Here is a 25,431-nt window from a genome sequence, read left to right as displayed (position 1 = left end):
GGTTGGTTAACCTTCATGGCCTAAAAGGCATCAAAGGTTCCATTGCGAAGCATTCGCACCAACCAAACACCCCGCCCCCAACGGGTCTATTTGCGTTACTCAAGAATCAAGCCGGGATACTCTCCCTCTCCTTCAACCAACTACTTATGATCTTCTTTACAACTGCCATAGTCGGAGCCGCAGGCGGTCTCATTGCCGACCAGTACCTAACCTACCCTGGGGAGCGTGGACCAAAAGGCGAGCAAGGTACCCAGGGAGCCACTGGCCTCATCGGCCTAAGCGGTGCAGCCGGCTTGCAGGGCTCGCCAGGCGAGCAGGGCGCCCAAGGTATCCAAGGTTCAACCGGCCCGCAAGGGGAGCAGGGTATCCAGGGAGCCACTGGTGCAACTGGAGCCACTGGTGCAACAGGTGCAACCGGAGCCACCGGCCCATCCGGCACTGCCACCTGCCCCAATGGCACTTGTGTTTCACTCCAGGCCACAAGCCCAGGGGTGCAAGAGACCGGTAATATCAATGTGTCAGGTACGGTTCAAGCCGGCTCCTTCAGCGGGAGCGGAGCTTCACTAACCTCCCTCAATGCCACCAATCTTTCCTCTGGCACTCTAGATAACGCCAGACTAAGCTCTTCCGTCTCACTCTTAGGCCAGCTGATAGAGAATGCTGAACTGGCCGGCTCTATAGCTGACTCTAAGCTAAATACCATCTCGACTGCCGGCAAGGTAGCAGATAGTGCACTAAGTGCCAATGTAGCCTTACTCAACGGCACCTTTCTCCACCGAAACGCCGCCAATTCCACGACCGCCTTCCAGATACAGAATGCAGCGGCAGGTAGTCTTTTTCAGGTAGATACTACCAATGGCAATTTAACTCTTAACGGACTAAATTCGGGTGAACTGCAGAGTTGGAGTACTGGCAGTAATGCCTTGCCAGGTGTCCGCTGGTTACATTCTTCAGTCACTGCTAATGGGTTTGTGTATATGATTGGTGGAGAAAATTCGACTGGATCTGGAAATGCCCAATCCACTGTCTATTATGCCAAGCTAAATGCTGATGGATCCGCTGGAACCTGGTCCACCAATGCGAATGCCTTGCCTGCCGTACGATCAGCCCATACATCAGTTGTGGCTAATGGATATATTTACGTGATTGGTGGGCGCACACCAGACTCTACTGTCTACTACGCTAAGCTCAACGCCGACGGCTCAACCGATGCTTGGCAAACCAACTCTAATACACTACCTGCCGCTCGAAGTTTTGCCAGTTCTGTAGTTGCAAATGGATACGTATATGTATTGGGTGGATTTAATGCTAGTGCTCAATCAACTGTCTACTACGCCAAACTTAACGCCGATGGCTCCACTGGCAGCTGGAGTACCAATGCTAACGCTCTGCCAGCTGTTCGAAATTCACACAGCTCTATTGTGGCAAACGGTTATGTCTATGTGATTGGTGGTGCAAACGACAGTGCTGCTCAATCAACTGTTTACTACGCAAAGTTAAACGCCGACGGTTCAACTGGGGCTTGGTCAACCAATAGTAATACGTTGCCTGCTATCCGGGAGAACCACTCATCAGTAGTAGCAGACGGATACGTGTATGTAATTGGTGGCAATTCCGCAGCCACTGTCCACTATGGAAAGTTGAATGCCGATGGGTCTGTAGGCAGTTGGAGTACTAACTTAGCCGCTCTTCCAACAACAAGAAGGGCAGCTAGCTCAATCATCGCTAATGGCTGGGTCTATGTAATGGCTGGTTATGATGGTGAGAGCATTCAAAACACTATTTATTATGCCTCAGTCTCCCGGCTGAAGATTGGTGGGGCGGTTGATCTGGTTGGTCTGGGCGGCCAAAACTTGGCTGAAGGCGGGACGGGTGGTGAATTGACGGCGGGCAATACCAATGTGGTCGGCCAACTTCAAGTGCAGGGACCAGCCACCTTTACCCAATCTGTCTCGGTTGGTCAGGAGCTAGCTGTCAGGGGGACAGTCTTATTCAAAAACTCCACCAACTCCACCACCGCCTTCCAGGTGCAGAATGCAACTGGGACTACCTTATTCGGTGTTGATACCAGTAACGCACGCATATTTAGTAGCGTAGCAGATGGAGCTACTGCGGTAGGTTTTACCTTCAACACCACCGTCTCTCTAGCTACCTCCGGTGCTAAACTGCTATCCCTCAAGAATAATGGAGTGGAGAAGTTCTCGATAGATAAAGATGGCTATATTAAGCAGGAAAATTGGCATCTTGTAGGTGGTGTCGGAGAGCCGGCCTTTAATACGGGCTGGGGTAATTATGATGCAAACAGGCCAGTTGCCTTCTTTAAGGATTCTATGGGAGTAGTTCACCTTAAAGGTCAGGCAAAACGGTCATCGGGAACAGCTAGTAGGATATTCACTTTGCCTTCAGGGTACGCACCCGATGGTACATCTGATGCGGAGTTTTCTACTGCTTCATGGAGCTCTGGTACTGGCTATATACTGGGTGGTTTCGTAATTAAATCAAAAAATCTTACTCCAGGATCCGCAGGTGAAGTATTGTACATCTTTGGCGCTACAGAGTATCTCCCACTTGATGGCATAACCTTTAGGGCAGAATGATGAACCTAACCACCCCCAAACTTCTAACCCTAATCCTAGCCACCGCCCTCATTAGCTCAGGCGCCGGCCTCCTAGCTGATCAATTCCTAACCTACCCCGGTGAGCGCGGTCCAAGAGGTGAACAAGGCATAGCCGGTACTGCTGGCCCCATAGGCCTCACCGGCGCAGCCGGCCTCCAAGGTGCGCCAGGCTCCCAGGGATCTCAAGGCCTGCAAGGCTCCACCGGCCCACAAGGGGAACAAGGCATCCAGGGAGTCACTGGTGCAATCGGAGCCACTGGCCCAACAGGTGCAACCGGCGCCACCGGTGCCCAAGGCCCCAGTGGTACTGCCACCTGCCCCAATGGCACTTGTGTCTCACTCCAGGCCACCAGCCCAGGAGTGCAAGAGACCGGTAACATCAATGTGTCAGGTACGGTTCAAGCCGGTACCTTCGCAGGCTCCGGTGCCTCCCTTACCTCCCTTAATGCCACCAATCTTTCCTCTGGCACTCTAGATAACGCCAGACTAAGCTCTTCCGTCTCTCTACTCGGCCAGCTGATAGAGAATGCTGAACTGGCCGGCTCTATAGCTGACTCTAAGCTAAACACCATCTCGACTGCTGGCAAGGTAGCAGATAGTGCACTAAGCTCTAACATAGCCCTACTAAACGGCACCGGCCCTCAGACCTTTACCGGTAACAACCGGTTCAATGGCACACTCCTGCATCGTAATGCCGCCGACTCTACCACTGCCTTCAGAATCCAGAATGCAGCTGGAGCTAACCTGCTGGTGGCCGACACCACTAACGCCTGGGTAGGCATAGGCAAAACACCGACCGATACTCTGGATGTAGCAGGCAACGGAGTATTTAGTGGCCGCATATACATCAATGGCCCAGCACTGGATATGCGCTCAGGAGCTAGCATACTGCTGGATGCTAGCAGTGAGATAGATTGGTATTCAGGCGCAAATATTGACGTTGCCCTATATCGTTCAGCCGCTGCCACACTAACTAACAGTGGCTCCCTGGTGGTTTCTAATAACTTTACCGGAGAAGGTACCGCTTTATTCAAAAACGCCGCCAACTCTACTACTGCCTTCCAAGTCCAGAATGCGGCGGGGACTACCTTACTGGGTGTAGATACTTCCGGAGGCATACTGTTCTCTAATAAGGCTGATGGTGCCAGCACTATAGCTTTTCAGCTGAAAGCCAATACCAACTTAACCACCTCTGGGGCTAAGCTATTGGTTCTTACCAACGGCTCCCTAGGCGATAAGTTTGTGATAGATAAAGACGGGTTTATTACTACAGAGAGTGTCAGTGTGAGCTCAACCGGCAAGGATGCTAATGGATTTGCTGCCGGCAGCTTTCGTGTAAGAAAAACGACCAACTCTCAAAGCCCAACCCCAGGGGGCGCGGGTGTGAATGTGACCTTTAACGCTGAGGATTGGGACGTATCCAACTGGTTTGATACCAGCAACAGCCGGTTTACTCCCACGATCAAGGGCTACTATCGCTGTTCAGCCCAAATATATATGTCCACCCTGGCCGCCAGCCAAACAGTTAGCTGGTCTATCGTTAATAACAACACCGGTAAAGCGGCTGCGGAGTGGTATGGTATTCCCGGGGCCATAAACCCGGTTCTTAGTACAACCGGAACGTTCCTAGCTAACGGCACAACTGATTACTTCCAGGTTAATGTTGGAATCGGCAGCGGAAACAGCTCCACGGTGAATGCAGATGGTGCAGGGACAACCAATTTTGCCTGCGAACTAATAGGCAAGGCGTCATGAGTATACCTCTAAACTCCTCACCCTTTTGTTCTTGCTTTACCCGAACGATAGGCGACGTTACATCTTACGGGCTTTTTCGATAGCCGCGATCATAATAACTACTATCAACACTTGAGCCACGAATGTCATAAATGGCCGCACGACCCAAACCGACTCCGGCAACTGGGTGTAGATAAATATCCATACCACGTAAGCAATAACCCAGCGGACTATATTAATAGCTGTAATCCGCCCGTATGCGCGCTCTAAATTGTAGAACAAATCATTAGTATTCATATGGCAAATACTATACACTAAAGAGCTTATGTTGTCAATAGTTAAAGTAACTGGGCTATATCTGTTGACAGGAGAGCATATTTACTGGTATATTCACTTGGTAGTAATGCATCCGGCGCCCGCCGGACCAGATACACATTAACCCAACTAGGAGTTGATAGGGTTTCGCCCTAAAGGCGGAAAACCGATCGAATCCTAGGATTTTATATGTTTAAGGAGCAAAACAAACGGGATGAAGGCTATCTTGGGCCGAAAACTGGGAATGACACAGATCTTCGATGCAGAAGGTAACGTTCAGCGCGTCACCGTGCTGGAGGCTGGCCCCTGTGTGGTTACTCAGGTAAAGACCGGCGAAAAAGATGGCTATATGGCAATTCAGATGGGGCTTGGCAAGGCCAAGAACCCGGCAAAACCGCAAGCCGGACATGCCACATTTAGTGAAGCTACTCCACAGGTTCTGCGTGAGGTACGGATGGAAGATTCGGTAACTGACGTAGAGGCTGTAGAGGGTGAAGAGCCGATTAAGGTCGGCGCTAAGATAGACGCCGGTATTTTTCAGGCAGGTGACACCGTGCAGGTAACTTCTACCAGTAAAGGCAAGGGCTTTGCCGGTACCGTAAAGCGGCATAATTTTGCTACCGGCCCCAAGAGCCACGGTTCGCACAACCATCGCCAGCCCGGCTCTATCGGCGGCGCCTACCCCCAGAAGGTCTTTAAGGGTATTAAAATGGCCGGCCGCATGGGCGGTGAGCGCACAACCGTCAAAAACTTGAAAGTAGTACAGGTAGAGGCCGACAAAAACCTAGTAGCTATAAAAGGCGCCGTGCCCGGTCCGCGTAAATCTTTGGTAATGATCAAGCTAATCAAGCCGACTGAGCGCCAGGAGGCTGCAAGTGAGTAAGGTAACCGCATATTCCAAGACCGGAGCTAAAAAAGAGGCTCAGGTAACGCTAGCCAAAGAAGTCTTTGGGCTGGAACTGAACCACGATCTCTTAAAGCTGGCATACAACACCTATCTGGCTAATGGCCGCAGCGCCCAGGCCAAAGTGCTGACCCGCGGCGAAGTGCGCGGCGGCGGTCGTAAACCTTGGCGACAGAAGGGTACCGGGCGGGCCAGGGCCGGTTCTATCCGCATACCTCACTGGAAGGGCGGCGGTGTAACTTTTGGCCCAACAGGCGAGGAGAATCACAAAGTTCAGCTTCCGCAAAAGGTTCGCCGGTTGGCTATTCGCCAGGCGCTGAGCGCCCAAGCTGCTGATAAGAAAGTAATTATTCTGGAATCATTCGATGGCGGAAATGGCAAAGTTAAAACAGCCCTCGCGCTGCTGCAGAAGATTGGCGTTACCGGCAGAGTGCTCTTGGTAGTGCCCGAGAAAACCGATGCCATAGACCGCTCGACCCGTAATATCCCCGAGCTGGTCGTCTCCGCCGCTAACTACCTGAATGTTTTTGTGATTCTAAATGCCGACACTGTCGTAATTACGGCTGATGCCGCAGACAAAATCGAAAACTGGCTGGGAGAATCTAAAAAATCAGAGAAGAAGGCCCAGCCAAAAGCTGCAACCAAGACTAAGGTAGCAGCAGGAGAAGCCAAATGAGCCTACTCCTTACACCACACGTCAGCGAAAAGGCGATTGCTCTAGCTGAGCGAAATGTTTATGTATTTGAAGTGCCCATGACCGCTAACAAAATCGAAGTAGCCAAAGCCGTTAAGGAAGCCTTTCAGGTAGAGGTGGAAGCTGTAAATATGGCGATAATTAAGGGCAAGCCAAGCTCAAAGCGCTATGGCAAGAACGCCGGACGCCGAAAAGACTTAAAAAAAGCTATGATTACAGTCAAAAAGGGCCAGAGCATTAAACTATTCGAGGGAGCCAAGTAATGGCACTGAAACTGTACAAACCGACCACCCCGGCTAGGCGCGGTATGGTAGCGGCTGATACCAGCACAATTACCAAGAAAAAGCCCGAAAAATCACTACTGGTTGCTAAAAAAACCGGCTCAGGCCGCAATAACCAGGGGCGTATTACCACCCGTCATCGCGGCGGCGGCGCAAAGCGCTTCTACCGTTTGGTTGATTTTAAGGCCGCCGGCCTCAAGGGCAAAATTATTGCCATCGAATACGATCCGAACCGTACGGCTAGAATTGCCCTGGTAGAGCTAGAGAGCGGCAAAAAGGCTTACGTACTAGCTGGCAGCGGCATGAAGGTTGGCCAGAAAATTGCTAGCGGTCTGGATGTGGAGATTACAACCTCTAACCGCCTGCCGTTAAAGAATATTCCCGTAGGTACACAGATTTATAACATCGAACTAGTACTGGGTAAGGGCGGGCAATTAGTGCGAAGTGCCGGTACCAAGGCTCAGCTAGCAGCCAAAGAAGGTGAGTTTTGCCAGGTACGGCTGCCTAGCGGCGAAGTGCGCCTCATTAACCAAAACTGTATGGCGACCATCGGCACCGTGGGTAATGAAGGCCACCAGAACATTAAATATGGCAGCGCCGGACGCAGACGCAGGATGGGTTGGCGGCCTACTGTACGAGGTAAAGCCATGAACCCGGTAGATCACGCCCATGGTGGTGGTGAGGGCGGTACCGACATCGGTCTGCCGTCTCCGCAGACCCCCTGGGGCAAGCCGGCACTAGGGTTAAAAACCCGCCGACGCAAATTAACTGATAGAATGATTGTTCGTAACCGTAAACAGGGTAGGAGAAAGTAATGAGCCGTTCACTCAAAAAAGGCCCATATGTCGATGAGAAGCTAATGAAGAAAGTAGCCAAGCTAGGCGCGAACGATAAAACCGTCATTAAGACATGGGCCAGAGCCAGTACTATTGCCCCCGAAATGGTTGGGCATACCTTTGCCGTGCACAATGGCAAAATCCACATCCCTGTTTATGTTTCAGAGAACATGGTCGGCCATAAGCTGGGTGAATTCGCACCTACACGTAAATTCCGCGGGCATGGCGGTAAGTTAGCGAAGGGCAAATAATGAACGTTCGTGCTACCGCAAAATTCATTGGTACTTCTAGTCGTAAAGTCGGCTTGGTAGCGGGCCTCATCCGCGGCCGGGGGGCGCGGGAGGCTCTAAACCTCTTGCAGCAAACTCCCAAGGGTGCAGCAACGCCCATGGGTAAGGTGCTGGGTTCAGCTATTGCCAACGCTGAGAACAATTACAACTTGAACGCTAAAGACTTACAGGTCGCATCTGTGCTGGTTGGACCGTCCAGGACACTTAAGCGCTTTCGCCCACGTGCTAAGGGCTCGGCTGCTCCCATCAAACATCGCTCGAGCCACATTACAATCATTCTTTCTGAGCAGCCCAAAACAGTTAAACCGGCTGCAGCCAGTGCAAAAACAGAAGCTAAGGCCTCTAAGCCAGCCGCAAAGGAGGCCAAGTAATGGGTCAGAAAATTAACCCCCGCAGCCTGCGCCTGCCGATCGATAAAGACTGGCAGTCTAAGTGGTTTGCCGGTGGCACGCGTGAATATGCCCTCTTTGTAGTGCAAGACGTTAAGCTGCGCCGGGCGGCCATGAAGAAACTCGGCCGACGGGCAGGTGTAGACCGCATAGATATCGAACGCTCGCCGAACCTCATTACAGTTACTGTGCACACTGCAAAACCAGGCGTAGTTATAGGCCGCGGCGGCTCAGGAGCCGAAGAGCTGAAGAACGTATTGGTTAAAATTGCTAGCGCGCCGGTAAAGGTTAGCGTGGAAGAGATTAAAAAGCCGGAACTTAATGCCACCCTGGTAGCAGCTAATGTAGCTAGCCAGCTGGAGCGGCGTATTTCGTTCCGCCGGGCAATGAAAATGACTGCCGAGAACACCATGAAGTCGGGCGCCAAAGGCGTTAAAATCGGCGTGGCCGGTCGGCTGAACGGAGCCGAGATGAGCCGCCGCGAAATGGTAGCCCGCGGTTCCATTCCTCTGCATACGCTCCGGGCCGACATCGATTACGCTCACGTCGAGGCCTACACCACATATGGTGTACTGGGCGTAAAGGTCTGGATATATAAGGGCAATAAACATATTGATAAGCACACCGACAAGAATATCGATAAGAATAACAATAATAACCAAGGAGCCGGAGCTTAAGCCATGTTAATGCCTAAGAAAACCAAATACCGAAAGGCACACAAGGGGCGCATTACCGGCCTCTCCCCCCGAGGCAACACTTTGAGCTTCGGCCAGTATGGCTTGAAGGCCGATGGCACCGAGCGCATTACCTCGCGCCAGATTGAGGCTGCCAGACGGGCAATGACCCGCTACATTCGCCGTGGCGGTAAAATCTGGATCCGTATCTTTCCCGATCTGCCCGTTACCAAAAAGCCGGCTGAGGTCGGCATGGGTGGGGGCAAGGGCTCGCTAGACCGCTATGTAGCTAGAGTTCGGCCCGGACGAATCCTGTTCGAAATGGAGGGTGTCCAGGAGGAAGTGGCCAGAGAAGCTATGCGTCTGGCTGCCGGCAAGCTGCCTATTAAGACCAAATTTGTCATTCGCCACACGCCAGGGGAGAACAGTTGATGAAATATCAGGAAATTAAAACTAAGACCGATAAGGAGCTAATAACCTTGCTTCACGAACAGCGGCAGAAGTTGGCTAAGCTGGCAATCGACATGAAGACCCAGAAGGTCGGTAATGTTAAGCAGATTCTGGCTGTAAAAAAACTGGCTGCTCGCATTCAGACGGAGCGGCGTGCAAGGGAGATGAGCAAACTGGAGGAATCAAATGGCTAGAAAATTAATTGGAATAGTATCTTCCGACAAAATGGATAAGACAGTAGTCGTAACTGTTGAGCGGGTCAAAGAGCATCCAATCTACCGTAAGAAGTACACCGTAAACAGTAACTTCAAGGCCCATGACGCTGAGAATGCTTACAAAGTGGGCGACAAGGTAGAGATTGAAGAGTCCAGGCCTATCAGTAAGCACAAGCATTGGGTCGTGACCCGTAAGATTACAGCTAGCGAGGTGGCAGCGTGATTCAGGCTGAGTCTAGATTGAAAGTAGCCGACAACAGCGGTGCACGCGAGATTCTCTGCATTAAAGTGCTGGGCGGTTCAAGGCGCCGGTACGCCCGAGTGGGAGATATCATTACGGCTACAGTTAAGGTGGCTCTGCCAGCCGGCAATGTAAAGAAGAAGGAGGTAGTGCAGGCAGTGGTGGTCAGAACTACCCAGCCCACCAAGCGCCCCGACGGCTCTTCTGTACGCTTTGACGACAACGCGGCTGTGATTATAGACAAGAATGGTCAGCCCCGCTCTACCCGTGTATTTGGCCCGATCGCCCGTGAACTGCGTGACAGAGGTTATATGAAGATCATATCCCTAGCACCGGAGGTTCTATGAAGCTGAAACTGAAAGATAAGGTGCTGGTTATAGCCGGTAAAGATAAGGGTAAGACAGGCGAGATTACAGCTGTTCTCCCAAAAGAGGGCAAAGTGGTGGTAGATAAGATAAATGTTGCCAAGCGGCACACCAAGCCTTCGAACAAAAACCCCCGCGGCGGCATTTTAGAGATCAATCGGCCAATCGATATCAGTAAGCTCATGGTTATCGATCCGGCTACTGGCCAGCCTTCGCGCGTAGGATACAAAGAGGTAAAGGGAGTTAAAGAACGCTACTTTAAGCCTACTAGACGCCCAAAAGTTAAGAAATCTAAGGAATAATGATGAAGAATCGTTTACAAGAAAAATATAGTAAAGAAATCAAACCGACTCTGCAGAAAGAGTTGGGCGTGAACGTGCACCAGGTACCAAAGGTAGAAAAGGTAGTTGTGAACTCTGGGGTGGGCCGAGCCGCTAACGACTCCAAACAGCTTGAGGCTGTACTGGCAACCCTTACAACTATTACCGGCCAAAAGCCCGTTACTACTGCCGCCAGGCACAGTATTGCCGGCTTCAAGCTGCGTGAAGAGAGTAAAATTGGTGCCAAGGTCACCTTACGCGGAGATAGAATGTATCATTTACTATACCGACTAATATCTGTGGCTCTGCCGCGTATCCGCGACTTCAGAGGAGTTTCGGTTAAGGCATTTGATAAGCAGGGTAATTACAGCGTTGGTGTGACTGAGCAGCAGATATTTCCAGAGATTTCGTTCGAAGACGCGTCTAACAGTCACGGCCTGCAGATTAATATAATTACTTCGGCCCGTTCTCCTGAGGAGAGTAAAAGGCTACTGGAATTAATGGGATTTCCCTTTAGGAGGATCAGCTGATGGCAAGATTAGCATTGGTACTTAAAGCCGGCCGCAAGCCGAAATTTTCTACTCGGCAGCACAACCGCTGCAAGCTATGCGGGCGGAGCGGAAGTTATATTCGTAAGTTCGGTATGTGCCGGATCTGCTTTAGGGAACACGCCAGCCGTGGGCAGATACCTGGCGTGAGAAAGGCTAGCTGGTAAGGAGGAATGATGAGCGACCCAATTGCAGATATGTTAACTAGAATTCGTAACGGACTGGCGGTTTCCAAAGAAACCGTGGTAGTTCCGCATTCCAAAATGAAAGAGGCCATTGCCGGTATACTGAAAGAAAACGGTTTTATTGCCGGCTTCAAGGTAGAAGGCAAAGAGGCGGGCTTTAAGATGCTCATTATTAGCCTTAAGGCTGATGCCGACCAGCCGGTTATTTCAAGCTTGGCTCGCGTTTCTAAGCCCGGTCGTAGGGTGTACGCCTCGAGCCAGGACATTCCATTAGTTCTTGGCGGCAGGGGAATGGTAATAGTTTCAACCTCAAACGGAGTTATGAGCGGCAGAGATGCTAGGAAAAAAGGCCTGGGCGGTGAATTAATCTGTAAGGTATGGTGACATGAGTAGAATCGGCCGACAACCAATAGAAATTCCAGCCGGAGTCACTGTTACCCTGGAGGCTAGCCGTGTGCTTGCTAAAGGGCCAAAGGGTGAGCTTGAAGCACCTATTCTGCCTGGCATTAAAGTCGAGCAGACTGACGGCAAGCTAACAGTTGCCAAAAAGCACGAGAGTGCCGAAACGATTCGCCTATATGGACTGGCGCGGACTTTGATCGCAAATATTGTGATCGGTGTAAGCCGCGGCTATGAACGCAAGCTAGAGATTAACGGTGTCGGCTACCGGGCCAATGTAAGTGGTCAGACCATTAATCTCTCGCTGGGTTTCTCGCACCCGATCGTATTTGCACTGCCCAAGGGCATAGAGGCAAAGGTGGAGAAGAACGTTCTAACTATTAGCGGCGCCGATAAGCAGATGGTCGGCCAGGTAGCTGCCAATATTCGCTCTCTAAGAAAGCCGGAGCCGTATAAGGGCAAGGGCATTAAATATGCCGAAGAGCGCATTAGGCGCAAGGCCGGCAAAACGGCGGCGAAAGGTTAATTATGAGTAAACTACTTAAACTACAAGCAGCTAGCCGCGCCAGGCGCGTTCGAGCCAAGGTTGCCGGCACTGCCGAGCGGCCAAGACTTGCAGCCAGGGTGACAGCCAGGCACATAACCGCCCAGTTAATCAATGATGATGCGGGTAAGACGCTGGCTCACGCCACCACAGTGAAGTCTGAGGCTAAGGGCACTATGACAGAAAAAGCAGCCTGGGTCGGTACGCAAATCGCCGTCCAGGCCAAAAAACATAAAATTAAGAAAGTTATCTTTGATCGCGGTTCAAAGTTGTATCATGGGCGCCTGCACGCGCTGGCTGAAGCCGCCCGTAAAGAAGGATTGGAGTTTTAAATGGCTATTACACACCAGCCAAAAGAGTTCGATGAAAAAGTGATTGCTATAGACCGGGTAGCGCGGGTGGTTAAAGGCGGGCGCAGATTCCGCTTCCGGGCCACGGTCGTAATAGGCGACGGCAAGGGACGAGTAGGGGTAGGAATTGGCAAGGGCTCTGAGGTAATGACTTCTATTGCCAAGGCCGTTTCGCGCGCTAAGCGGAATATGATCGTTGTACCAATTACAGAGAAGGGGAGTATCCCCCACGAAGTTAGCGTGCGCTTTTCTGGCGCGCAGATTCTACTAAAGCCGGCCTCAGATGGTACAGGGGTGATCGCTGGTGGTGCGGTTCGTAATGTCGTTGAGGTAGCCGGTATTCACAACCTGCTGACTAAATCGTTTGGCTCGACCAATAAGCTCAATAACGCCTACGCTACAATAATGGCCCTCTCGCAGCTGCGTGCTAAAGCGGGTGCGGGGCCCAATCCGGCAGCAAAGGAAGAAAAACCTGCCGCAAAGGCAAAACCCGCAAAGGTAAAGGTATAGCTATGAAGGTTCATCAACTACAAGTTACATCTAAGAATAATAAGAAGCGGATCGGCCGCGGTATTGCAGCCGGTCAGGGTAAGACTGCCGGTCGCGGTACCAAAGGTCAGAATTCCCGTGCTGGTGGCGGCGTGCGCCTTGGTTTCGAGGGCGGTCAGAACCCCCTGGCTAAAAGACTTCCCAAGAAGCGTGGATTTACGCCGATTAATAAGATTAATTACACGTGCATTAGCCTGGAGCGCTTGAATGGCCTAAGCGCCGGCGCTGTAACTAACGAAACTTTGGCTGAAGCCGGTATTATTAAAAACAGGTTCCGTCCTGTAAAAATACTCGGTACAGGCAGTCTAGAAAAGAAATTAGCTATTAAACTGCAAGCTGCTACCAAATCGGCCCAGGAGGCTATTGCTAGTGCCGGCGGCAGTTTTGAGGCGGTACCTATACCCAGAAGGCATGTAGCCAAGGAGAAAGCTCAGAAGTGAACCTTGCGACCCTGAAACAAGGCTACAAATCCCCGCAGCTGCGCAACCGTATCCTTGTAATCCTAGGGTTGCTGATTCTTTTTAGAATTCTTTCCTACATACCGGTGCCGGTTCCCGATAATGCGGCTCTGGCGGCCTTCTTAACCCGCCTGTTCGGCTCTAGTCAGTTACTCGGTTTTGCCGATTTATTCTCTGGTGGAGCGCTTACTAACTTTTCGATTGTAATGATGGGCCTGGGTCCGTACATTAATGCCTCGATTATTATTCAGCTAATGACTAAAGTAGTGCCCCATCTGGAATCGCTGAGTAAAGAAGGCGATGCCGGCAGGCGCAAGATCAGTCAGTATACCAGGCTTTTTACCCTGCCGCTGGCTATCCTGCAGTCTATCGGTATGGTGCTTTTAATCCAGCAGATGTCCCAGCAGATTGCCCAGACCGATCTGATTGGGCATCCTTCTCTTTTCCAGTGGTTCCTAATGATCACTACCATGACGGCCGGCACCATGCTGCTCATGTGGCTGGGTGAGCTCATATCGGAACGCGGTATTGGTAATGGCATTTCGCTCATTATATTTGCCGGAATTATCGCGGCTCTGCCCACTAGCGCAGGTCAGTATTTGAACCTGGTAGCCAACGACAGCGGGAAGATACTCCAGCTGATCCTGATTGGTGCCCTGGCTCTAGTCGTAATATATGTTCTTGTACTGCTAAACGAAGGCCAGCGTTCAATACCGGTTTCCTATGCCCGGAAAGTGCGCGGCAGTCGTATTTTATCGGGAGTAGATACCTATTTGCCAATCCGCTTGATTACAGCCGGTGTTATACCGATCATCTTCGCTCTGGCCTTCCTTTCCATACCGGCCTTTATCGGCCAGCTGCTGCGCAACGTTAAAACTGATTGGGTGGCAGATTTTGCCAACTGGATGACTACCTTTTTTGCGCCAGCCAGCGCCGGTTATGCCGTCAGCTATTTCGTGCTCGTCGTGGCCTTTACCTATTTTTACACTTCGATTATCTTCAACCCCAAGGATATCTCCGAAAACATGCAGAAGCAGGGCGGCTTTATACCAGGTATTCGTCCCGGGCGCGAAACAGCCAGCTATCTGCAGAATGTAGTGAACCGCCTGACTCTGTTCGGCTCGATTAGCTTGGGGCTAATAGCAGTATTGCCGTTTATAGTCGAAAGCTTTACTCATACCCAAATCTTAACCATTGGTGGCACCGGTCTCTTGATTGTGGTTACAGTTGCGATAGAGACAATGAAGCAGCTCGAATCGCGTGTAATATCTATTTCTTATGATAAATACTAGCCAGAAGCAAAAACTCCTTTACAGAAGTAATAAAAATCCCTATAATAACAAGCTGTAGCTCAAGTTATGTCAGATACAAAGGAAGTAATTGAATTAACCGGAACCGTTCTGGAGACACTCCCCAATGCAATGTTCAAAGTGGAGCTCGAGAACGGTCACGTTGTTTTAGCCCACATTTCGGGTAAAATGCGCATGCATTACATCAAAATACTTCCTGGTGACAAAGTTACTCTGGAAATGACCCCTTATGATCTTACTAAGGGGCGCATAACTTACCGGCATAAATAACGAGGCAAGCAGTGAAAGTTCGCGCCAGCGCTAAAAAAATCTGTTCCAAATGCAAAATCGTCCGCCGTGAGGGCGTTGTATATGTTATTTGCGACAACCCTAAGCATAAGCAGAGGCAGGGATAATGGCGCGTATAACCGGTGTAAACATTCCAAATGATAAGCGAGTAGAGATAGCCCTAACCTATATTCACGGAATAGGGCTGACTAGCAGCCGTAAAATCCTAAAGGCAGCCGGGATTAACCCAGATACCAGAGTAAAGGATTTAGCCGAATCTGACATAGCTAAGATCAGAGAACAGATTGAGCGTGATTATACGGTAGAAGGCGACCTGCAGCGAAGCGTTACATTGGCTATTAAGCGCTTGAAAGAAGTCAGCACTTACCGCGGTCTCAGGCACAAGAATAATCTGCCGGTTAGGGGGCAGCGCACTAAGACCAATGCCCGCACTAAGCGCGGCCGAAAGATTACTATGGGCAGTGGCCGTAAAAAAGCTACGGCTAAGACTTAAAGGATTTATTTATGGCAAATTCCAGCACAACTAAAACCAGACGCCGAAAGGTCAAGCGCAACGTACCGGTTGGACAGGTTCATGTTCAGGCCACCTTTAACAACACTATTATTTCTATTACTGACGAAAAAGGTAATTTGCTCACCTGGGCTAGTGCCGGCGGTGCTGGCTTCAGGGGTTCGCGTAAATCTACACCCTATGCCGCCCAAATGGCCGGAGAAAAGGCAGCTGCAATCGCTAAAGACCTAGGTATGACAAAAGTAGATGTATTTGTGCGTGGAGTCGGAAGCGGTCGCGAATCGGCTGTGCGCTCTATCCAATCGGCCGGCATTGCTGTCAGCAGTATTAAAGATGTAACCGGTATTGCGCATAATGGCTGTCGCCCCCGGAAAGCGAGGCGCGTGTAATGGCTAGGGATCTAGCACCAATCGTAAAGCGTTCCCGGCGCGAAAAGACAGCCCTGCATCCTAAGGCGATTAAAGGTATGACTAAGCGCAACTATGGACCAGGGCAGCATGGTATGTCAGGTATTCGCGCAAAGCTAAGCCAATATGCCGTTCAGCTTCGTGAAAAACAGAAAGTTAAGAGAATGTACGGCCTGCTCGAGAAGCAGTTCCGTAAACTGGTAGCCGAATCCGAGAGGCGCCCAGGCGTGGCTGGCGATAACCTCTTGCAGGCGCTTGAGCTGCGACTGGATAATGCTGTATACCGGCTTAACTGGGCGATTTCGCGCCAGGCTGCCCGGCAGCTTGTGACTCATGGGCATATCCTCTTGAATGGTAAGCGAGTAGATATTCCTTCAATCCGCTTAAGCGCGGGTGACGAACTGACTATTCGCCCCAAGAGCGCAGCGAACTCTTACTTTGCCACCTTGAAGCAGACGCTGGTATCCGGCCAAGCGGTCAGTAGTTGGCTGAGTTCAGACAGTAAAAACTTGAAGGCCAAGGTAACCGGCTTGCCACAGCGCGAGGATATTACTGAGGAGATTAATGAGCAATTAATTATTGAGTTTTACTCAAGGTAATGGAGACGTCTATGTTGTACATTTCACTTTTTATCCCGAACTGTACTAGCTTAGACAGCTTTATGTCTGCGAATTTAAATAATGACGAAAGGAATTAGAAGGTGTTATACGAAATGCATCTGCCAGAACTGAAAGTAGTAAAGGAGGACGGCAATAAGTCTACTTTTGCCATCGAGCCGCTGCATTCAGGGTACGGTATGACTTTAGGCAACTCACTGCGCCGTGTTATTCTTTCGAGCTTAGGCGGAGCCGCTATTACGGCCGTTAAGATCGACAACGTATCGCATGAGTTTTCAACTATTAAAGGCGTCAAAGAAGACGTGGTTGAGATTATTCTCAACTTAAAGAAGATTCGCTTCAAGGTATACAGCGATGAACCGCAGTTTTTGGTTTTGACCAAAAACGGAAAAGGCCAAATTAAGGCTGGCGATATTAAGGCCAATGCCGATGTCGAGATCGTTAACCCCGATCAGATTATTGGCACCGTAGATGACGCCAAGGGCAAGGTCGGTATGGAGATTAAGCTAGAAAAGGGCCGGGGCTATGTGCCGGTCGAAGATCGCAGCGATGAAAAGCTGGAAGTCGGGATGATCGCGGTTGACGCGCTCTACAGTCCTGTGCGCCGTGTGCGTTATAACGTCGAGAACACTCGTGTTGGGCAGATGACTGATCTCGATCGGCTAGTGATGGATATAGAAACCGATGGTTCGATTTCTCCGCAAGAGGCTATTACTCAGGCGGCTGATATCTTAGTTACTCACTTTTCGGTTGTAGCCGGCCATGGCGTTCCCGCAACCAAACAAACAGCAGGAGCAGATGAGAGCCAAGATGCCAATGCTGCAAAGATTATGATAGAAGAGATCAATCTCTCTCCCCGCACCACTAATGCACTTTTGAATAACGATATCAGGACCATGAAGGATCTACTGCGCCTAAGCGACGGCGAGATTAAAAACCTTAAGGGTTTTGGTGCCAAGGCTTACGATGAAGTTAATGACAAAATAGCAGAATTAGGATTTGCCAAGGAGGAAGAGGTAATCTAATGCACCATCACGGCCACAAGGAGTCTAAGCTGTCATTAGAACAAGGTCCGCGGAAGGCTTTAATCCGCGGGCAGGTGACTTCTTTGGTTGTGCATGAGCAGATTACCACTACTTTAACGAAGGCCAAGACCATCGCCCCTTACTTCGAGAGAATGGTTACCAAGGCCAAGCAGGGCGACCTGCATAATAAGCGCCAGATAAGGGCCTTCCTTCTAACAGATAAGGCAGCTCAAAAACTGGTAGAGGAGATTGCACCCCGCTTTAAGGATCGTAAGGGCGGCTACACCCGGATTGTAAAAATCGAGAACCGCAGAGGCGACAATGCCCCTATGGCTGTTGTTAGTCTAACCGAGCTAGCAAATCCGGCCGAGAAAGCTGAGAAAAAGCCTGAGGCTGACTCTAAGGTCAAAAAGCCCGCTGCAGCCAAAACCCAGGTTAAGGCTAAAGCAGCAGACAAACCAAAGGCAAAAACTAAACCTGAGGCTAAAAAGTGAAGACTTACTCTGCTAAACCAACAGACGTACAACGTGATTGGTATATTGTAGATGCTGCGGGGCAGACATTGGGCCGAATAGCTACTCTGATTGCCTCTCATCTAACTGGTAAGAATAAGCCGATATATACTGCCCATATCGACTGCGGCGATCACGTGGTGGTTATTAATGCGGCTCAGGTGAAGGTGACCGGCAATAAGCTAACAGATAAGAAGTACTACCGTCACTCAGGCTACCCAGGTGGTATAAAAGAGATTTCCCTAGAGGAGCTATTATCTAAGCATCCTGAGCGAGCTATAGAATCAGCCGTGCGCGGTATGCTGCCGCACAATAAGCTGCAGGATCAGCGCATGAAGCGACTCAAGGTTTACCCGGCCGCCGACCACCCCCACGCACCCCAATCACCTAAACCGATTCAAGGAGTAACTAATGGCTGAAAACACTGAGCAAAACACCACCAAAGCTAAAGGCAAATACCATTACGGTTTAGGCCGTCGCAAAGAGGCCATAGCCACCGCACGATTATACCCTGGTAAAGGGGAGATTTTCGTTAACGATGCACCGGCAGAGAGCTACTTTAATAATGCTACTTTAATTCATCTTTTGAACCAGCCTATTGTTCTAGCTGGCTACGACAAGAAGTTTGAGGTTAGCCTGCGTGTAGAGGGAGGCGGCAAGCACGGCCAGGCCGAGGCCGCCCGCTTAGCTATTACCCGGGCACTTACCGAGCTGAATGAAGATCTTAGAGGCACGCTTAAGAAAGCCGGCTATCTCTCGCGTGATCCGCGTGAGAAAGAGCGCAAGAAGCCTGGCCTAAAACGGGCCCGTAAAGCCCCGCAATTCTCTAAACGATAAGAAAAACCGCCGTAAAGGCGGTTTTTTACTGGAACAGATATAAAAAGGGTGAGCGGCCACCAAGCCCTCCTTTTCATAGGCGGGCCTGTATTGGCCCCGGTAGTAAATCCTCATAACATAAGTGCTTATTACCGCTGCCAAACCGCTATTTTTTAATATTCCTTACCAACAACAGGTGATATATTAACATAAGAAGTGTAATGTGTCAATATACGGGTCGATATGGCAAAATAAGCGTTACCGTTATAAAATAACAGTGTGAGTACTCATAAACGCCCAGTAGTAGTCATACTGCTGTTTATTAGTTTATTGGCTATTGGAACAGCCGGGTTCAGCGCGACTGAAGGGCTTTCGACTGGCGATGCCCTCTACCAGTCGCTGCTTGTTATGCTGCGGCATTTCGGATACGCCGAGCTTCACCACCCCCTAGCCAGGGCTTTGAACATATTCTTGATACTGAGCAGCTTCGCCCTAATAGGCTATTTGCTTAAGTGGTTTGCGGAATATATCATGGGTGTAAGTGACACTGTTCACAAAAAACGGTTGCAGGTAAAGATTAATAAAATGAAAAATCACTACATAGTCTGCGGTTTGGGGCGGGTCGGCAGTCAGGTGGCCAGGGAAATGGCAACTGAGGGCGTACCGTTTGTAGCTCTGGACAGAGACAAATCTAAAGTCGATGATGCCCTTGCCTTGGGCTATATTGCCGTGCAGGCCGACAGCACCTCTGAAGAGGTGCTGGTAGAAGCCGGCGTTAAGCGGGCAGCAGGCCTGGTGGCGAGCCTAGGGGAAGATCCGGCTAACTTGTTGGTAACGCTAGCGGCCAGATCGCTCAACCCCGAGCTCTACATTGTGGCTCGTGCTAACCGGCAGGAAAATGAACTTAAATTGAAACACGCCGGAGCCGATAAGGTTGCCTTGCCATATCAAATCGGCGGATACCATATGGCCTCCATGGCGCTCAGGCCGAATGTGGTTGACTATATGGATATCGTTAGCAGTTCCGGCTCCTCTCATGATCTAGAGGTAGAGGAGATGATTGTGAGCGAGGAGTCTCCACTAGCTGGGCATCATTTAGGCAAAAAACTGGCCGAGGGAGACATTGGCGCCACAGTAATAGCTATTAACGGAGCAGATGGCAGCAGTAAGGTGCGGCCGACCGGTAGGGAAATGATTTACCCGGGAGATCGTTTGGTGATATTGGGCGCAAAGGGCGACCTCACCAAGGCCTCAGAATTAATCCGTTAGGCTTACGATATTGCACACTTTGGCGTCAAAATATCCAGTCCTCGTTAACCGTAGTACGTCTATGCCTCACTCCGGGCTTCAATTTTTCCTTGAATTGTACTAATCTCATTAAGCCTATGAGTATAGAAAAGAAATTTAAACTGGGACCAGAAGATGCCGGCAAGCGGCTCGATGTTGTTCTGGCTGGCCACCTGCCTATCACCCGTAGCGCCGTGTTAAAGCTGCTAAAGGAAGATCGTGTGATGCTTGGCCTGGAACCGGCAAAAGCCAGCCATATAACAACTGGAGGAGAGGTAATCGAGATTATTGCAGATTCACCCGAGCCAAAACTAAAGGCGCCTAAGCTAAAGGTTCTGTATGAAGATAGTGATATGGTAATAGTCGATAAACCGGCAGGCCTGAACGTGCATAACCCTGAAACAGGCCGCAATGCAGCAACAGTGGCCGACTTCGCGACTACTATTAACCGGGATGATCCTGACCGCAGCCGGCCAGGAATCGTGCATCGCTTAGATAAGGACACCTCAGGGCTGCTTATTATTGCCAAGCACATGGCTGCCAAAACATACTTGCAGGAACTTTTTGCCAAAAGACTCGTAAAAAAGACATATACTGCGCTAGTCGAAGGCCGTGTAATCCCCGAGGAGGCCATAATCAAACTGCCCATAGGTCGCAGTCGCCAGCGTCCGGTAAAAAGAGCCGTAATACCCGGCGGGCGTGAGTCAGCTACAAAGTATCGGGTAATCCGTCAGTTGCCGGCCGCTAGCCTGGTTGAGCTCGAGCCAGCTACAGGACGTACGCACCAGATCAGAGTGCATCTTGCGCACATTGGCCATCCTGTTGTGGGCGACAAACTTTATGGCCGACCTGGCAAACTACCCAAGCTCAGCCGGCAATTTCTTCACGCAAGCTCACTGAACTTCACTGGTTACGGTGGTAAGCAAATTTCAGTTCAGAGCACCCTCACTGCTGATTTAGCGGATTATCTCAAGCAGTTGCAGCCTAGGGTATAATTGCATCATGAAGAATCTGCTCTTACACCCATCTGCTGCTAAGCAGTTGCAGGCTGTGCTGGCCCATCCTGGTGGCTCTGTCTTGCTCCATGGGCAGGCAGGCATCGGCAAATATACTGCCTCACTAGCTATCGCCAAAGAGCTTAATTGCCGTTGCCGCGGGGAGGGTAGCTGCCCCAGCTGTAAGCTGGCTGCTGCCGGAGCACACCCGGATATCATTACTCTCTCTCCTGATGAGAAAGGGAAGATTGGCATAGAGGCTATCCAAGGGCTACAGAGACAGCTGGCGCTGGCTAAATACCGCCAGTTTAACCACCGGGCTGTAATAATAAGAGGCGCTGAGCTTATGACCCTACCGGCTCAAAATGCCTTATTAAAAACTCTTGAGGAACCACCACCGGGCACATTAATGATTTTAACTTCAGATAATAAAAGCCGCTTACTGCCTACAGTCATATCTCGTTGCCGGGTAATATACATTCCGCCGATTGAAGCAGTTAAGCTGCAAGAGTGGCTGATAAAAACACACGCTCTAGACCAAAACAAAGCTGGAACTATAGCCGCCCTGGCCGGCGCCAGTGTTGGTCTAGCTAGCACATATATTACAGATTCTAAGGCCTTAGATCGGAGGATTAAGCTTGAAGAATCTGCAACCTCATTACTGACTGCAGCTCTTCATGAGCGCTTAATTATTGCAGCTGATATGGCCAATCAAAAACTGCCGGTGCATATTGAGCTGGCAAGTTTACTCGTAACCAAGGCCAAAATTCGCATTAGACAGCAGCCAAGCCAGGAATCTGCGGCTGATTTAGAGGCGGTTGAGTCGTTTATTAAAAGACTTCGGGCTAATGTGCAGCCACGGGCGGCTCTGGAGGCCCTGGCGGTGGAACTTTCATGCTGACGTATCTTTTCCTGGCATTGGCAGCCTACATCGTCTACACGGCCCTTGGTGGGGCTCCCATGCTGAGGATGGATAGACGCAACCCAGCTGTTGCCACCAAGAACAAGATTGAAGAACTTAGCCAGTATGCCCAGCGCCTAAAGCAAGATAAAAAATTCTTTGTGGCCGAGAAGATATTTTTGCAGATTTTAAAGCTTGATCACAAGCATGTGCCGACATACACTCACCTCGGTCTGTTATATTCTGCCGTAAAAAATTATGCTGATGCTATTGAGTGTTTTCAGATAGCGGCTAGGCTTCAGCCAAGCGGGGCTACTTATTATAACCTGGGGTTGGGCTACTATGAGAACCGTAATTTCGTAAAAGCCATTGCTGCTTTCGAAAAAGCCAATATGTTTGAGCCGGCTTTGCAGCGCTACCTGGCTTTAGCCAAGGCTCATGAGAAAATGGGTAATACCGAAAAAACGCTTGATGCATTACGCCAGGCTTCCGAGCTAGACGACACCGGTCGGGTGCTAAAGGCTCTGGCGGCAGCCTTGCGCAATCATGGCCGCTTAGACGAATTGCGTGAAGTGCAGGAGAAACTACATACCCTCAGTGCCAAGCATCCTCGTGCTAAAGTGCTTCCAAAAGCGAAGGCCATTAAGGTTGAAAAGGCCAGCTGATAATGGTATTCTTTTCAGGTTAAAAACGGGCAAAATTCGTTTTTAGCGAATATGCCGATGTAGCTCAACGGCTAGAGCAGCTGTTTTGTAAACAGCAGGTTGTGGGTTCGAGTCCCTCCATCGGCTCCAGTTCATTTTGTACAATATGAACCAATATCGTAAGCTTAAATAGCATACTGATGTGCCGGGTTACCCAAGTGGTCAACGGGGGCTGACTGTAAATCAGCTGGCGTATGCCTTCGGGAGTTCAAATCTCTCACCCGGCACCATTTTAATTATGCGCCCAAGTAGCTCAGGGGTAGAGCACTTCCATGGTAAGGAAGGGGTCAGGAGTTCAAATCTCCTCTTGGGCTCCATAAAGCAAGGAGATATAATGCCTAAACGCAATCGGCCGTTTATTGCACTGGAGTGCCCCGAGTGCCACAACCGCAATTACACGACCAGTAAAAATCCCAAAAACACTACCGATCGCCTGCTGCTGAATAAGTTTTGCAAGCACTGCGGTAAGAATACCCAGCACAAAGAGAGCAAATAAACTGCTACAATATCTTTGACCTGCAAGGCAGGTCTGCATAGGGGTGTAGCTCAGTTGGCTAGAGCGTCGGTCTCCAAAACCGAAGGCCGCGGGTTCAATTCCTGCCACCCCTGCCATACAAATTACTGATTGTTTACTGCAAAGTTTCATTCTGGCAAGACCATTTTGTTTTACAAAAAGAAGAAACAGGAGGTTGGGTTGCAAAATGAACCTACAAGACATATTTTCCATTTTGACGCGCAGGCGTAAGAAAAAGTGCAACAAACAGCGCAAGATTCAGCCAAGCCGTCATAAGCAAAGGCCAAGGCCTCCTCGATTTTGAGGAGGCCTTTCAATTTGCAGTTTCGTCAAAAAGCATAAGGGTTATCTTGACCGGAGCAAATCCAGTAAGGCATACTAGGGCTATGAGTTTGGCAAAAAGCATAATCCAGTCATGGACCGGCCGCTACACTGTGTATGGAAATCCCGAGTATGCCGATTGCGTCATAGGATTTGCTTTTGGCTATCGAGGCAAGCGCAAGCAGGCAAAGCCTGGGCTTAGCAATCAAGATCTGGCTAGTATCGCCATGCGCCGATATGGCAAATTGCCTAAAATATTTCAAATCGAAATTGCTGAGGCCTACTGCGACATGGAGGCTCCTGACTGCAATGATCCCCGCAAGATTTTTCGGGTCTATGCTAGCCGCAAAATAATGGGATATCTGGACACAAGAGAGGTGGCAGATCAAGCCAAACAGATCATGGACCGTCACAAGTGGAAGAGTGCAGTAATTCTAGCGCATCCCTATCATATACCGAGGGTGGTTGCAGTCTGCCAAAAGCTTGGAATTAAGCCGATTGTAACGAGTGAACTGCGCGGCGGGGTGGAGTTCGATCTCTCATCTAGCCAAAAGTGGACCAGAAGTTTAGGGGAGTGGCGCGGCAAGGAGCCCCTGGCAATGATCTATTACAAACTTAAAGGCTGGGTGTGAGGCAAGTTGTAATTGTAGGGGGTGGTTTTGCCGGTATCAAAGCCGCCAGCAGTCTGGCGCGCGATCCGAGGTTTCACATTACTTTAATCAGTGATCGCAGCCACTTCGAATACCATGCCGCTCTGTATCGTACTTCAACCGGCCGATCACCACTTGAGGTGCTAATACCACTCAAGCGGATTTTCGGGCGCCGGCAAAATATTAGCCTAGTAAAAGATACTGCCCAGACGATAGATGTAAAGAGCAAGCAGTTAGTTTGTGAATCTGGCGCCAAGTATGCATACGACGAATTAATATTGGCACTGGGCTCAGTAACTGAATACTTCGGTATCCAAGGGCTAGACAGATTCTCCTATGGTGTTAAGCATATAGAAGCGGCTCTAAGCCTCAAGGAGCACCTGCACAAGGAGCTGAGTTCGAACAAGCCTGACCTGCATTATGTTGTGGTAGGAGCCGGCCCTACCGGCGTAGAGCTAGCAGCCGAGCTTGTAGGCTACCTGCGCCGCATCAGGAGAAACCATCATATTACCAAGCCCTTTGCGGTTAATCTTGTGGAGGCGGCCCCAAGGATACTACCGGGCATGCATGCTTCTTTTTCGGCTCGGATTACCGCCCGCCTGAAAAAGCTGGGGGTAAAGATATACACCAGTACGGCTGTTAAGGGCGAAAGCGCCGGTAAGCTGCAGCTGCCCGAGGGGAGTATTAAAACACACACAGTTATATGGACTGCCGGGGTTAGCAATCATCCCTTCTACGCTGCGCAGGGAAGCCTATTTCAGTTTGAGCATGGCAAAGTGGCCGTTAGTGCTTCTCTCGCCGCTGCCCAGAATATTTATGTCATAGGTGACAGTGCTGCCACTCAATATTCGGGCTGGGCTCAAACCGCAATTTACGATGGCGAGTTCGTAGCCCGCAGCCTTAAGCTTCAGCTCTCGGGCAAGCCGGTACCTGATTATCGTCCGCTGGCTCCGATTGGCGCTGTCCCGGTAGGCATCGAGTGGTGCGGAGTGCAGTTTAAGGGTGGGCAGCTGTTTGGCCGGCCCGGTTGGGTAATTCGGCGCTTAGCCGATTTACATTTGTACATCGGGCTACTACCGCTCCGGTTAGCCATCAAAACCTGGACACAAGGCAGTCACATGCAAGAATCATGCCTCATTTGTCGTAGGAGTAAACTGTGAACGGGGACTCTCGCAATTGCCAGCCGTTTTGGGTATGCTTTGAACTATGAGGAAT

General features: G+C 50.3%; 38 protein-coding genes, 4 tRNA genes and 1 pseudogene. 42 read left to right on the top strand and 1 reads right to left on the bottom strand.

Annotation, left to right across the window (positions count from 1 at the left end; all coding sequences use genetic code 11):
• Positions 1-2: 2 nt before the first annotated feature.
• Positions 3-2,597 (top strand): hypothetical protein, encoded by a 2,595-nt coding sequence (locus tag VNA68_00595; protein ID HVE80630.1) that lies wholly within the window; start codon positions 3-5, stop codon positions 2,595-2,597.
• Positions 2,594-4,372, top strand: coding sequence for a hypothetical protein (locus VNA68_00590; protein ID HVE80629.1), 1,779 nt, complete (start codon positions 2,594-2,596; stop codon positions 4,370-4,372). Before VNA68_00595 ends, VNA68_00590 begins: the two co-directional genes overlap by 4 nt.
• Positions 4,373-4,429: 57 nt before the next feature.
• Here VNA68_00590 and VNA68_00585 read toward each other — a convergent pair whose 3' ends face one another.
• Complete coding sequence (locus tag VNA68_00585; GenBank protein ID HVE80628.1) at positions 4,430-4,648, bottom strand: hypothetical protein; 219 nt, start codon at positions 4,646-4,648, stop codon at positions 4,430-4,432.
• 232 nt (positions 4,649-4,880) lie between these two features.
• Here VNA68_00585 and rplC point away from each other — a divergent pair, with 232 nt between their 5' ends.
• From rplC to VNA68_00385, 40 genes and pseudogenes are all read left to right on the top strand, one after another.
• Complete coding sequence (gene rplC / locus VNA68_00580) at positions 4,881-5,549, top strand: 50S ribosomal protein L3 (GenBank protein ID HVE80627.1); 669 nt, start codon at positions 4,881-4,883, stop codon at positions 5,547-5,549.
• A complete protein-coding gene (gene rplD / locus VNA68_00575; GenBank protein HVE80626.1) occupies positions 5,542-6,246 on the top strand; it encodes a 50S ribosomal protein L4 in 705 nt (234 codons plus the stop codon). The genes rplC and rplD overlap by 8 nt, the downstream gene beginning before the upstream one ends.
• On the top strand, positions 6,243-6,527 hold the full coding sequence (gene rplW, locus VNA68_00570) for a 50S ribosomal protein L23 (GenBank protein HVE80625.1): 285 nt from the start codon (positions 6,243-6,245) through the stop codon (positions 6,525-6,527). The genes rplD and rplW overlap by 4 nt, the downstream gene beginning before the upstream one ends.
• Complete coding sequence (gene rplB, locus VNA68_00565) at positions 6,527-7,360, top strand: 50S ribosomal protein L2 (GenBank protein HVE80624.1); 834 nt, start codon at positions 6,527-6,529, stop codon at positions 7,358-7,360. Before rplW ends, rplB begins: the two co-directional genes overlap by 1 nt.
• On the top strand, positions 7,360-7,632 hold the full coding sequence (gene rpsS / locus VNA68_00560; protein ID HVE80623.1) for a 30S ribosomal protein S19: 273 nt from the start codon (positions 7,360-7,362) through the stop codon (positions 7,630-7,632). Before rplB ends, rpsS begins: the two co-directional genes overlap by 1 nt.
• Positions 7,632-7,961: pseudogene (rplV, locus tag VNA68_00555) on the top strand (50S ribosomal protein L22). The gene rpsS and the pseudogene rplV overlap by 1 nt, the downstream one beginning before the upstream one ends.
• An 80-nt stretch (positions 7,962-8,041) precedes the next feature.
• Entirely contained in the window at positions 8,042-8,737 is a 696-nt protein-coding gene (gene rpsC, locus VNA68_00550; protein ID HVE80622.1) for a 30S ribosomal protein S3, read from the top strand.
• A gap of 3 nt (positions 8,738-8,740) precedes the next feature.
• On the top strand, positions 8,741-9,166 hold the full coding sequence (gene rplP / locus VNA68_00545) for a 50S ribosomal protein L16 (GenBank protein ID HVE80621.1): 426 nt from the start codon (positions 8,741-8,743) through the stop codon (positions 9,164-9,166).
• On the top strand, positions 9,166-9,378 hold the full coding sequence (gene rpmC / locus VNA68_00540) for a 50S ribosomal protein L29 (GenBank protein HVE80620.1): 213 nt from the start codon (positions 9,166-9,168) through the stop codon (positions 9,376-9,378). Before rplP ends, rpmC begins: the two co-directional genes overlap by 1 nt.
• On the top strand, positions 9,371-9,622 hold the full coding sequence (rpsQ, locus tag VNA68_00535) for a 30S ribosomal protein S17 (GenBank protein ID HVE80619.1): 252 nt from the start codon (positions 9,371-9,373) through the stop codon (positions 9,620-9,622). Before rpmC ends, rpsQ begins: the two co-directional genes overlap by 8 nt.
• Positions 9,619-9,987, top strand: a complete 369-nt coding sequence (gene rplN / locus VNA68_00530; GenBank protein HVE80618.1) for a 50S ribosomal protein L14 — start codon at positions 9,619-9,621, stop codon at positions 9,985-9,987. The genes rpsQ and rplN overlap by 4 nt, the downstream gene beginning before the upstream one ends.
• Complete coding sequence (gene rplX, locus VNA68_00525; protein ID HVE80617.1) at positions 9,984-10,307, top strand: 50S ribosomal protein L24; 324 nt, start codon at positions 9,984-9,986, stop codon at positions 10,305-10,307. The genes rplN and rplX overlap by 4 nt, the downstream gene beginning before the upstream one ends.
• Positions 10,308-10,309: 2 nt before the next feature.
• Entirely contained in the window at positions 10,310-10,855 is a 546-nt protein-coding gene (gene rplE, locus VNA68_00520; protein ID HVE80616.1) for a 50S ribosomal protein L5, read from the top strand.
• Complete coding sequence (locus VNA68_00515; protein HVE80615.1) at positions 10,855-11,040, top strand: type Z 30S ribosomal protein S14; 186 nt, start codon at positions 10,855-10,857, stop codon at positions 11,038-11,040. Before rplE ends, VNA68_00515 begins: the two co-directional genes overlap by 1 nt.
• Positions 11,041-11,046: 6 nt before the next feature.
• A complete protein-coding gene (rpsH, locus tag VNA68_00510) occupies positions 11,047-11,442 on the top strand; it encodes a 30S ribosomal protein S8 (GenBank protein ID HVE80614.1) in 396 nt (131 codons plus the stop codon).
• A 1-nt stretch (position 11,443) separates the two neighbouring features.
• Positions 11,444-11,983: a 50S ribosomal protein L6 gene (gene rplF, locus VNA68_00505; protein ID HVE80613.1), complete on the top strand. Its 540-nt coding sequence runs from the start codon at positions 11,444-11,446 to the stop codon at positions 11,981-11,983.
• A gap of 2 nt (positions 11,984-11,985) precedes the next feature.
• Positions 11,986-12,333, top strand: coding sequence for a 50S ribosomal protein L18 (rplR, locus tag VNA68_00500; protein ID HVE80612.1), 348 nt, complete (start codon positions 11,986-11,988; stop codon positions 12,331-12,333).
• On the top strand, positions 12,334-12,861 hold the full coding sequence (gene rpsE, locus VNA68_00495) for a 30S ribosomal protein S5 (GenBank protein HVE80611.1): 528 nt from the start codon (positions 12,334-12,336) through the stop codon (positions 12,859-12,861). It abuts the gene before it with no gap.
• Between the two features lie 2 nt (positions 12,862-12,863).
• A complete protein-coding gene (rplO, locus tag VNA68_00490) occupies positions 12,864-13,340 on the top strand; it encodes a 50S ribosomal protein L15 (GenBank protein HVE80610.1) in 477 nt (158 codons plus the stop codon).
• The gene (gene secY, locus VNA68_00485; protein HVE80609.1) at positions 13,337-14,650 is read left to right on the top strand and encodes a preprotein translocase subunit SecY; all 1,314 of its coding nucleotides are present in this window, start codon (positions 13,337-13,339) and stop codon (positions 14,648-14,650) included. The genes rplO and secY overlap by 4 nt, the downstream gene beginning before the upstream one ends.
• A 66-nt stretch (positions 14,651-14,716) precedes the next feature.
• Positions 14,717-14,938 (top strand): translation initiation factor IF-1, encoded by a 222-nt coding sequence (infA, locus tag VNA68_00480; protein ID HVE80608.1) that lies wholly within the window; start codon positions 14,717-14,719, stop codon positions 14,936-14,938.
• Between the two features lie 11 nt (positions 14,939-14,949).
• On the top strand, positions 14,950-15,063 hold the full coding sequence (gene rpmJ / locus VNA68_00475; GenBank protein ID HVE80607.1) for a 50S ribosomal protein L36: 114 nt from the start codon (positions 14,950-14,952) through the stop codon (positions 15,061-15,063).
• Positions 15,063-15,449 (top strand): 30S ribosomal protein S13, encoded by a 387-nt coding sequence (rpsM, locus tag VNA68_00470; protein HVE80606.1) that lies wholly within the window; start codon positions 15,063-15,065, stop codon positions 15,447-15,449. Before rpmJ ends, rpsM begins: the two co-directional genes overlap by 1 nt.
• A gap of 11 nt (positions 15,450-15,460) precedes the next feature.
• The gene (gene rpsK, locus VNA68_00465; protein ID HVE80605.1) at positions 15,461-15,856 is read left to right on the top strand and encodes a 30S ribosomal protein S11; all 396 of its coding nucleotides are present in this window, start codon (positions 15,461-15,463) and stop codon (positions 15,854-15,856) included.
• Positions 15,856-16,473 (top strand): 30S ribosomal protein S4, encoded by a 618-nt coding sequence (gene rpsD / locus VNA68_00460; GenBank protein ID HVE80604.1) that lies wholly within the window; start codon positions 15,856-15,858, stop codon positions 16,471-16,473. Before rpsK ends, rpsD begins: the two co-directional genes overlap by 1 nt.
• A gap of 113 nt (positions 16,474-16,586) precedes the next feature.
• The gene (locus VNA68_00455; GenBank protein HVE80603.1) at positions 16,587-17,516 is read left to right on the top strand and encodes a DNA-directed RNA polymerase subunit alpha; all 930 of its coding nucleotides are present in this window, start codon (positions 16,587-16,589) and stop codon (positions 17,514-17,516) included.
• The gene (gene rplQ, locus VNA68_00450; protein HVE80602.1) at positions 17,516-18,010 is read left to right on the top strand and encodes a 50S ribosomal protein L17; all 495 of its coding nucleotides are present in this window, start codon (positions 17,516-17,518) and stop codon (positions 18,008-18,010) included. Before VNA68_00455 ends, rplQ begins: the two co-directional genes overlap by 1 nt.
• The gene (gene rplM / locus VNA68_00445; protein ID HVE80601.1) at positions 18,007-18,447 is read left to right on the top strand and encodes a 50S ribosomal protein L13; all 441 of its coding nucleotides are present in this window, start codon (positions 18,007-18,009) and stop codon (positions 18,445-18,447) included. The genes rplQ and rplM overlap by 4 nt, the downstream gene beginning before the upstream one ends.
• Entirely contained in the window at positions 18,440-18,865 is a 426-nt protein-coding gene (rpsI, locus tag VNA68_00440; protein ID HVE80600.1) for a 30S ribosomal protein S9, read from the top strand. The genes rplM and rpsI overlap by 8 nt, the downstream gene beginning before the upstream one ends.
• A 258-nt stretch (positions 18,866-19,123) precedes the next feature.
• Positions 19,124-20,113, top strand: coding sequence for a TrkA family potassium uptake protein (locus tag VNA68_00435; protein HVE80599.1), 990 nt, complete (start codon positions 19,124-19,126; stop codon positions 20,111-20,113).
• 116 nt (positions 20,114-20,229) lie between these two features.
• On the top strand, positions 20,230-21,126 hold the full coding sequence (locus VNA68_00430) for an RluA family pseudouridine synthase (GenBank protein ID HVE80598.1): 897 nt from the start codon (positions 20,230-20,232) through the stop codon (positions 21,124-21,126).
• A gap of 7 nt (positions 21,127-21,133) precedes the next feature.
• A complete protein-coding gene (locus tag VNA68_00425; GenBank protein HVE80597.1) occupies positions 21,134-22,027 on the top strand; it encodes a hypothetical protein in 894 nt (297 codons plus the stop codon).
• Positions 22,021-22,692 (top strand): hypothetical protein, encoded by a 672-nt coding sequence (locus tag VNA68_00420; GenBank protein HVE80596.1) that lies wholly within the window; start codon positions 22,021-22,023, stop codon positions 22,690-22,692. The genes VNA68_00425 and VNA68_00420 overlap by 7 nt, the downstream gene beginning before the upstream one ends.
• A 53-nt stretch (positions 22,693-22,745) precedes the next feature.
• Positions 22,746-22,821 (top strand) — tRNA-Thr (locus VNA68_00415).
• A 54-nt stretch (positions 22,822-22,875) separates the two neighbouring features.
• Positions 22,876-22,961: transfer RNA gene (locus tag VNA68_00410), tRNA-Tyr, on the top strand.
• 12 nt (positions 22,962-22,973) lie between these two features.
• Positions 22,974-23,048 (top strand) — tRNA-Thr (locus tag VNA68_00405).
• A 17-nt stretch (positions 23,049-23,065) separates the two neighbouring features.
• Positions 23,066-23,227, top strand: a complete 162-nt coding sequence (rpmG, locus tag VNA68_00400; GenBank protein HVE80595.1) for a 50S ribosomal protein L33 — start codon at positions 23,066-23,068, stop codon at positions 23,225-23,227.
• 39 nt (positions 23,228-23,266) lie between these two features.
• Positions 23,267-23,343: transfer RNA gene (locus VNA68_00395), tRNA-Trp, on the top strand.
• Between the two features lie 288 nt (positions 23,344-23,631).
• The gene (locus VNA68_00390) at positions 23,632-24,198 is read left to right on the top strand and encodes an ElyC/SanA/YdcF family protein (GenBank protein ID HVE80594.1); all 567 of its coding nucleotides are present in this window, start codon (positions 23,632-23,634) and stop codon (positions 24,196-24,198) included.
• The gene (locus VNA68_00385; GenBank protein ID HVE80593.1) at positions 24,195-25,376 is read left to right on the top strand and encodes an FAD-dependent oxidoreductase; all 1,182 of its coding nucleotides are present in this window, start codon (positions 24,195-24,197) and stop codon (positions 25,374-25,376) included. The genes VNA68_00390 and VNA68_00385 overlap by 4 nt, the downstream gene beginning before the upstream one ends.
• Positions 25,377-25,431: the final 55 nt, after the last annotated feature.

Source organism: Candidatus Dormiibacterota bacterium, assembly GCA_035536395.1.
GTDB lineage: Bacteria > Patescibacteriota > Saccharimonadia > UBA4664 > DATLOE01 > DATLOE01.
Note: the sequence above shows the minus strand (reverse complement) of the source record. Positions and strands in the feature narration are given on the sequence as shown.

What these genes read in the sequence shown, in the direction of transcription:
- rpsM (HVE80606.1), top strand. Translation starts at nt 15,063, where the DNA reads ATGGCGCGTATAACCGGTGTAAACATTCCAAATGATAAGCGAGTAGAG.
- rplC (HVE80627.1), top strand. Translation starts at nt 4,881, where the DNA reads ATGAAGGCTATCTTGGGCCGAAAACTGGGAATGACACAGATCTTCGAT.
- rpsE (HVE80611.1), top strand. Translation starts at nt 12,334, where the DNA reads ATGGCTATTACACACCAGCCAAAAGAGTTCGATGAAAAAGTGATTGCT.
- rplF (HVE80613.1), top strand. Translation starts at nt 11,444, where the DNA reads ATGAGTAGAATCGGCCGACAACCAATAGAAATTCCAGCCGGAGTCACT.
- rpsQ (HVE80619.1), top strand. Translation starts at nt 9,371, where the DNA reads ATGGCTAGAAAATTAATTGGAATAGTATCTTCCGACAAAATGGATAAG.
- rplX (HVE80617.1), top strand. Translation starts at nt 9,984, where the DNA reads ATGAAGCTGAAACTGAAAGATAAGGTGCTGGTTATAGCCGGTAAAGAT.
- VNA68_00390 (HVE80594.1), top strand. Translation starts at nt 23,632, where the DNA reads ATGAGTTTGGCAAAAAGCATAATCCAGTCATGGACCGGCCGCTACACT.
- rplW (HVE80625.1), top strand. Translation starts at nt 6,243, where the DNA reads ATGAGCCTACTCCTTACACCACACGTCAGCGAAAAGGCGATTGCTCTA.
- rpsH (HVE80614.1), top strand. Translation starts at nt 11,047, where the DNA reads ATGATGAGCGACCCAATTGCAGATATGTTAACTAGAATTCGTAACGGA.
- VNA68_00425 (HVE80597.1), top strand. Translation starts at nt 21,134, where the DNA reads ATGAAGAATCTGCTCTTACACCCATCTGCTGCTAAGCAGTTGCAGGCT.
- rpsI (HVE80600.1), top strand. Translation starts at nt 18,440, where the DNA reads ATGGCTGAAAACACTGAGCAAAACACCACCAAAGCTAAAGGCAAATAC.
- rplE (HVE80616.1), top strand. Translation starts at nt 10,310, where the DNA reads ATGAAGAATCGTTTACAAGAAAAATATAGTAAAGAAATCAAACCGACT.
- VNA68_00585 (HVE80628.1), bottom strand. Translation starts at nt 4,648, where the DNA reads ATGAATACTAATGATTTGTTCTACAATTTAGAGCGCGCATACGGGCGG.
- rpsD (HVE80604.1), top strand. Translation starts at nt 15,856, where the DNA reads ATGGCTAGGGATCTAGCACCAATCGTAAAGCGTTCCCGGCGCGAAAAG.
- VNA68_00430 (HVE80598.1), top strand. Translation starts at nt 20,230, where the DNA reads ATGAGTATAGAAAAGAAATTTAAACTGGGACCAGAAGATGCCGGCAAG.
- VNA68_00455 (HVE80603.1), top strand. Translation starts at nt 16,587, where the DNA reads ATGCATCTGCCAGAACTGAAAGTAGTAAAGGAGGACGGCAATAAGTCT.
- rplO (HVE80610.1), top strand. Translation starts at nt 12,864, where the DNA reads ATGAAGGTTCATCAACTACAAGTTACATCTAAGAATAATAAGAAGCGG.
- rpmC (HVE80620.1), top strand. Translation starts at nt 9,166, where the DNA reads ATGAAATATCAGGAAATTAAAACTAAGACCGATAAGGAGCTAATAACC.
- rpsC (HVE80622.1), top strand. Translation starts at nt 8,042, where the DNA reads ATGGGTCAGAAAATTAACCCCCGCAGCCTGCGCCTGCCGATCGATAAA.
- VNA68_00515 (HVE80615.1), top strand. Translation starts at nt 10,855, where the DNA reads ATGGCAAGATTAGCATTGGTACTTAAAGCCGGCCGCAAGCCGAAATTT.
- rpsS (HVE80623.1), top strand. Translation starts at nt 7,360, where the DNA reads ATGAGCCGTTCACTCAAAAAAGGCCCATATGTCGATGAGAAGCTAATG.
- infA (HVE80608.1), top strand. Translation starts at nt 14,717, where the DNA reads ATGTCAGATACAAAGGAAGTAATTGAATTAACCGGAACCGTTCTGGAG.
- rplQ (HVE80602.1), top strand. Translation starts at nt 17,516, where the DNA reads ATGCACCATCACGGCCACAAGGAGTCTAAGCTGTCATTAGAACAAGGT.
- rpsK (HVE80605.1), top strand. Translation starts at nt 15,461, where the DNA reads ATGGCAAATTCCAGCACAACTAAAACCAGACGCCGAAAGGTCAAGCGC.
- VNA68_00420 (HVE80596.1), top strand. Translation starts at nt 22,021, where the DNA reads ATGCTGACGTATCTTTTCCTGGCATTGGCAGCCTACATCGTCTACACG.
- rplR (HVE80612.1), top strand. Translation starts at nt 11,986, where the DNA reads ATGAGTAAACTACTTAAACTACAAGCAGCTAGCCGCGCCAGGCGCGTT.
- rplP (HVE80621.1), top strand. Translation starts at nt 8,741, where the DNA reads ATGTTAATGCCTAAGAAAACCAAATACCGAAAGGCACACAAGGGGCGC.
- VNA68_00590 (HVE80629.1), top strand. Translation starts at nt 2,594, where the DNA reads ATGATGAACCTAACCACCCCCAAACTTCTAACCCTAATCCTAGCCACC.
- rpmG (HVE80595.1), top strand. Translation starts at nt 23,066, where the DNA reads ATGCCTAAACGCAATCGGCCGTTTATTGCACTGGAGTGCCCCGAGTGC.
- rplB (HVE80624.1), top strand. Translation starts at nt 6,527, where the DNA reads ATGGCACTGAAACTGTACAAACCGACCACCCCGGCTAGGCGCGGTATG.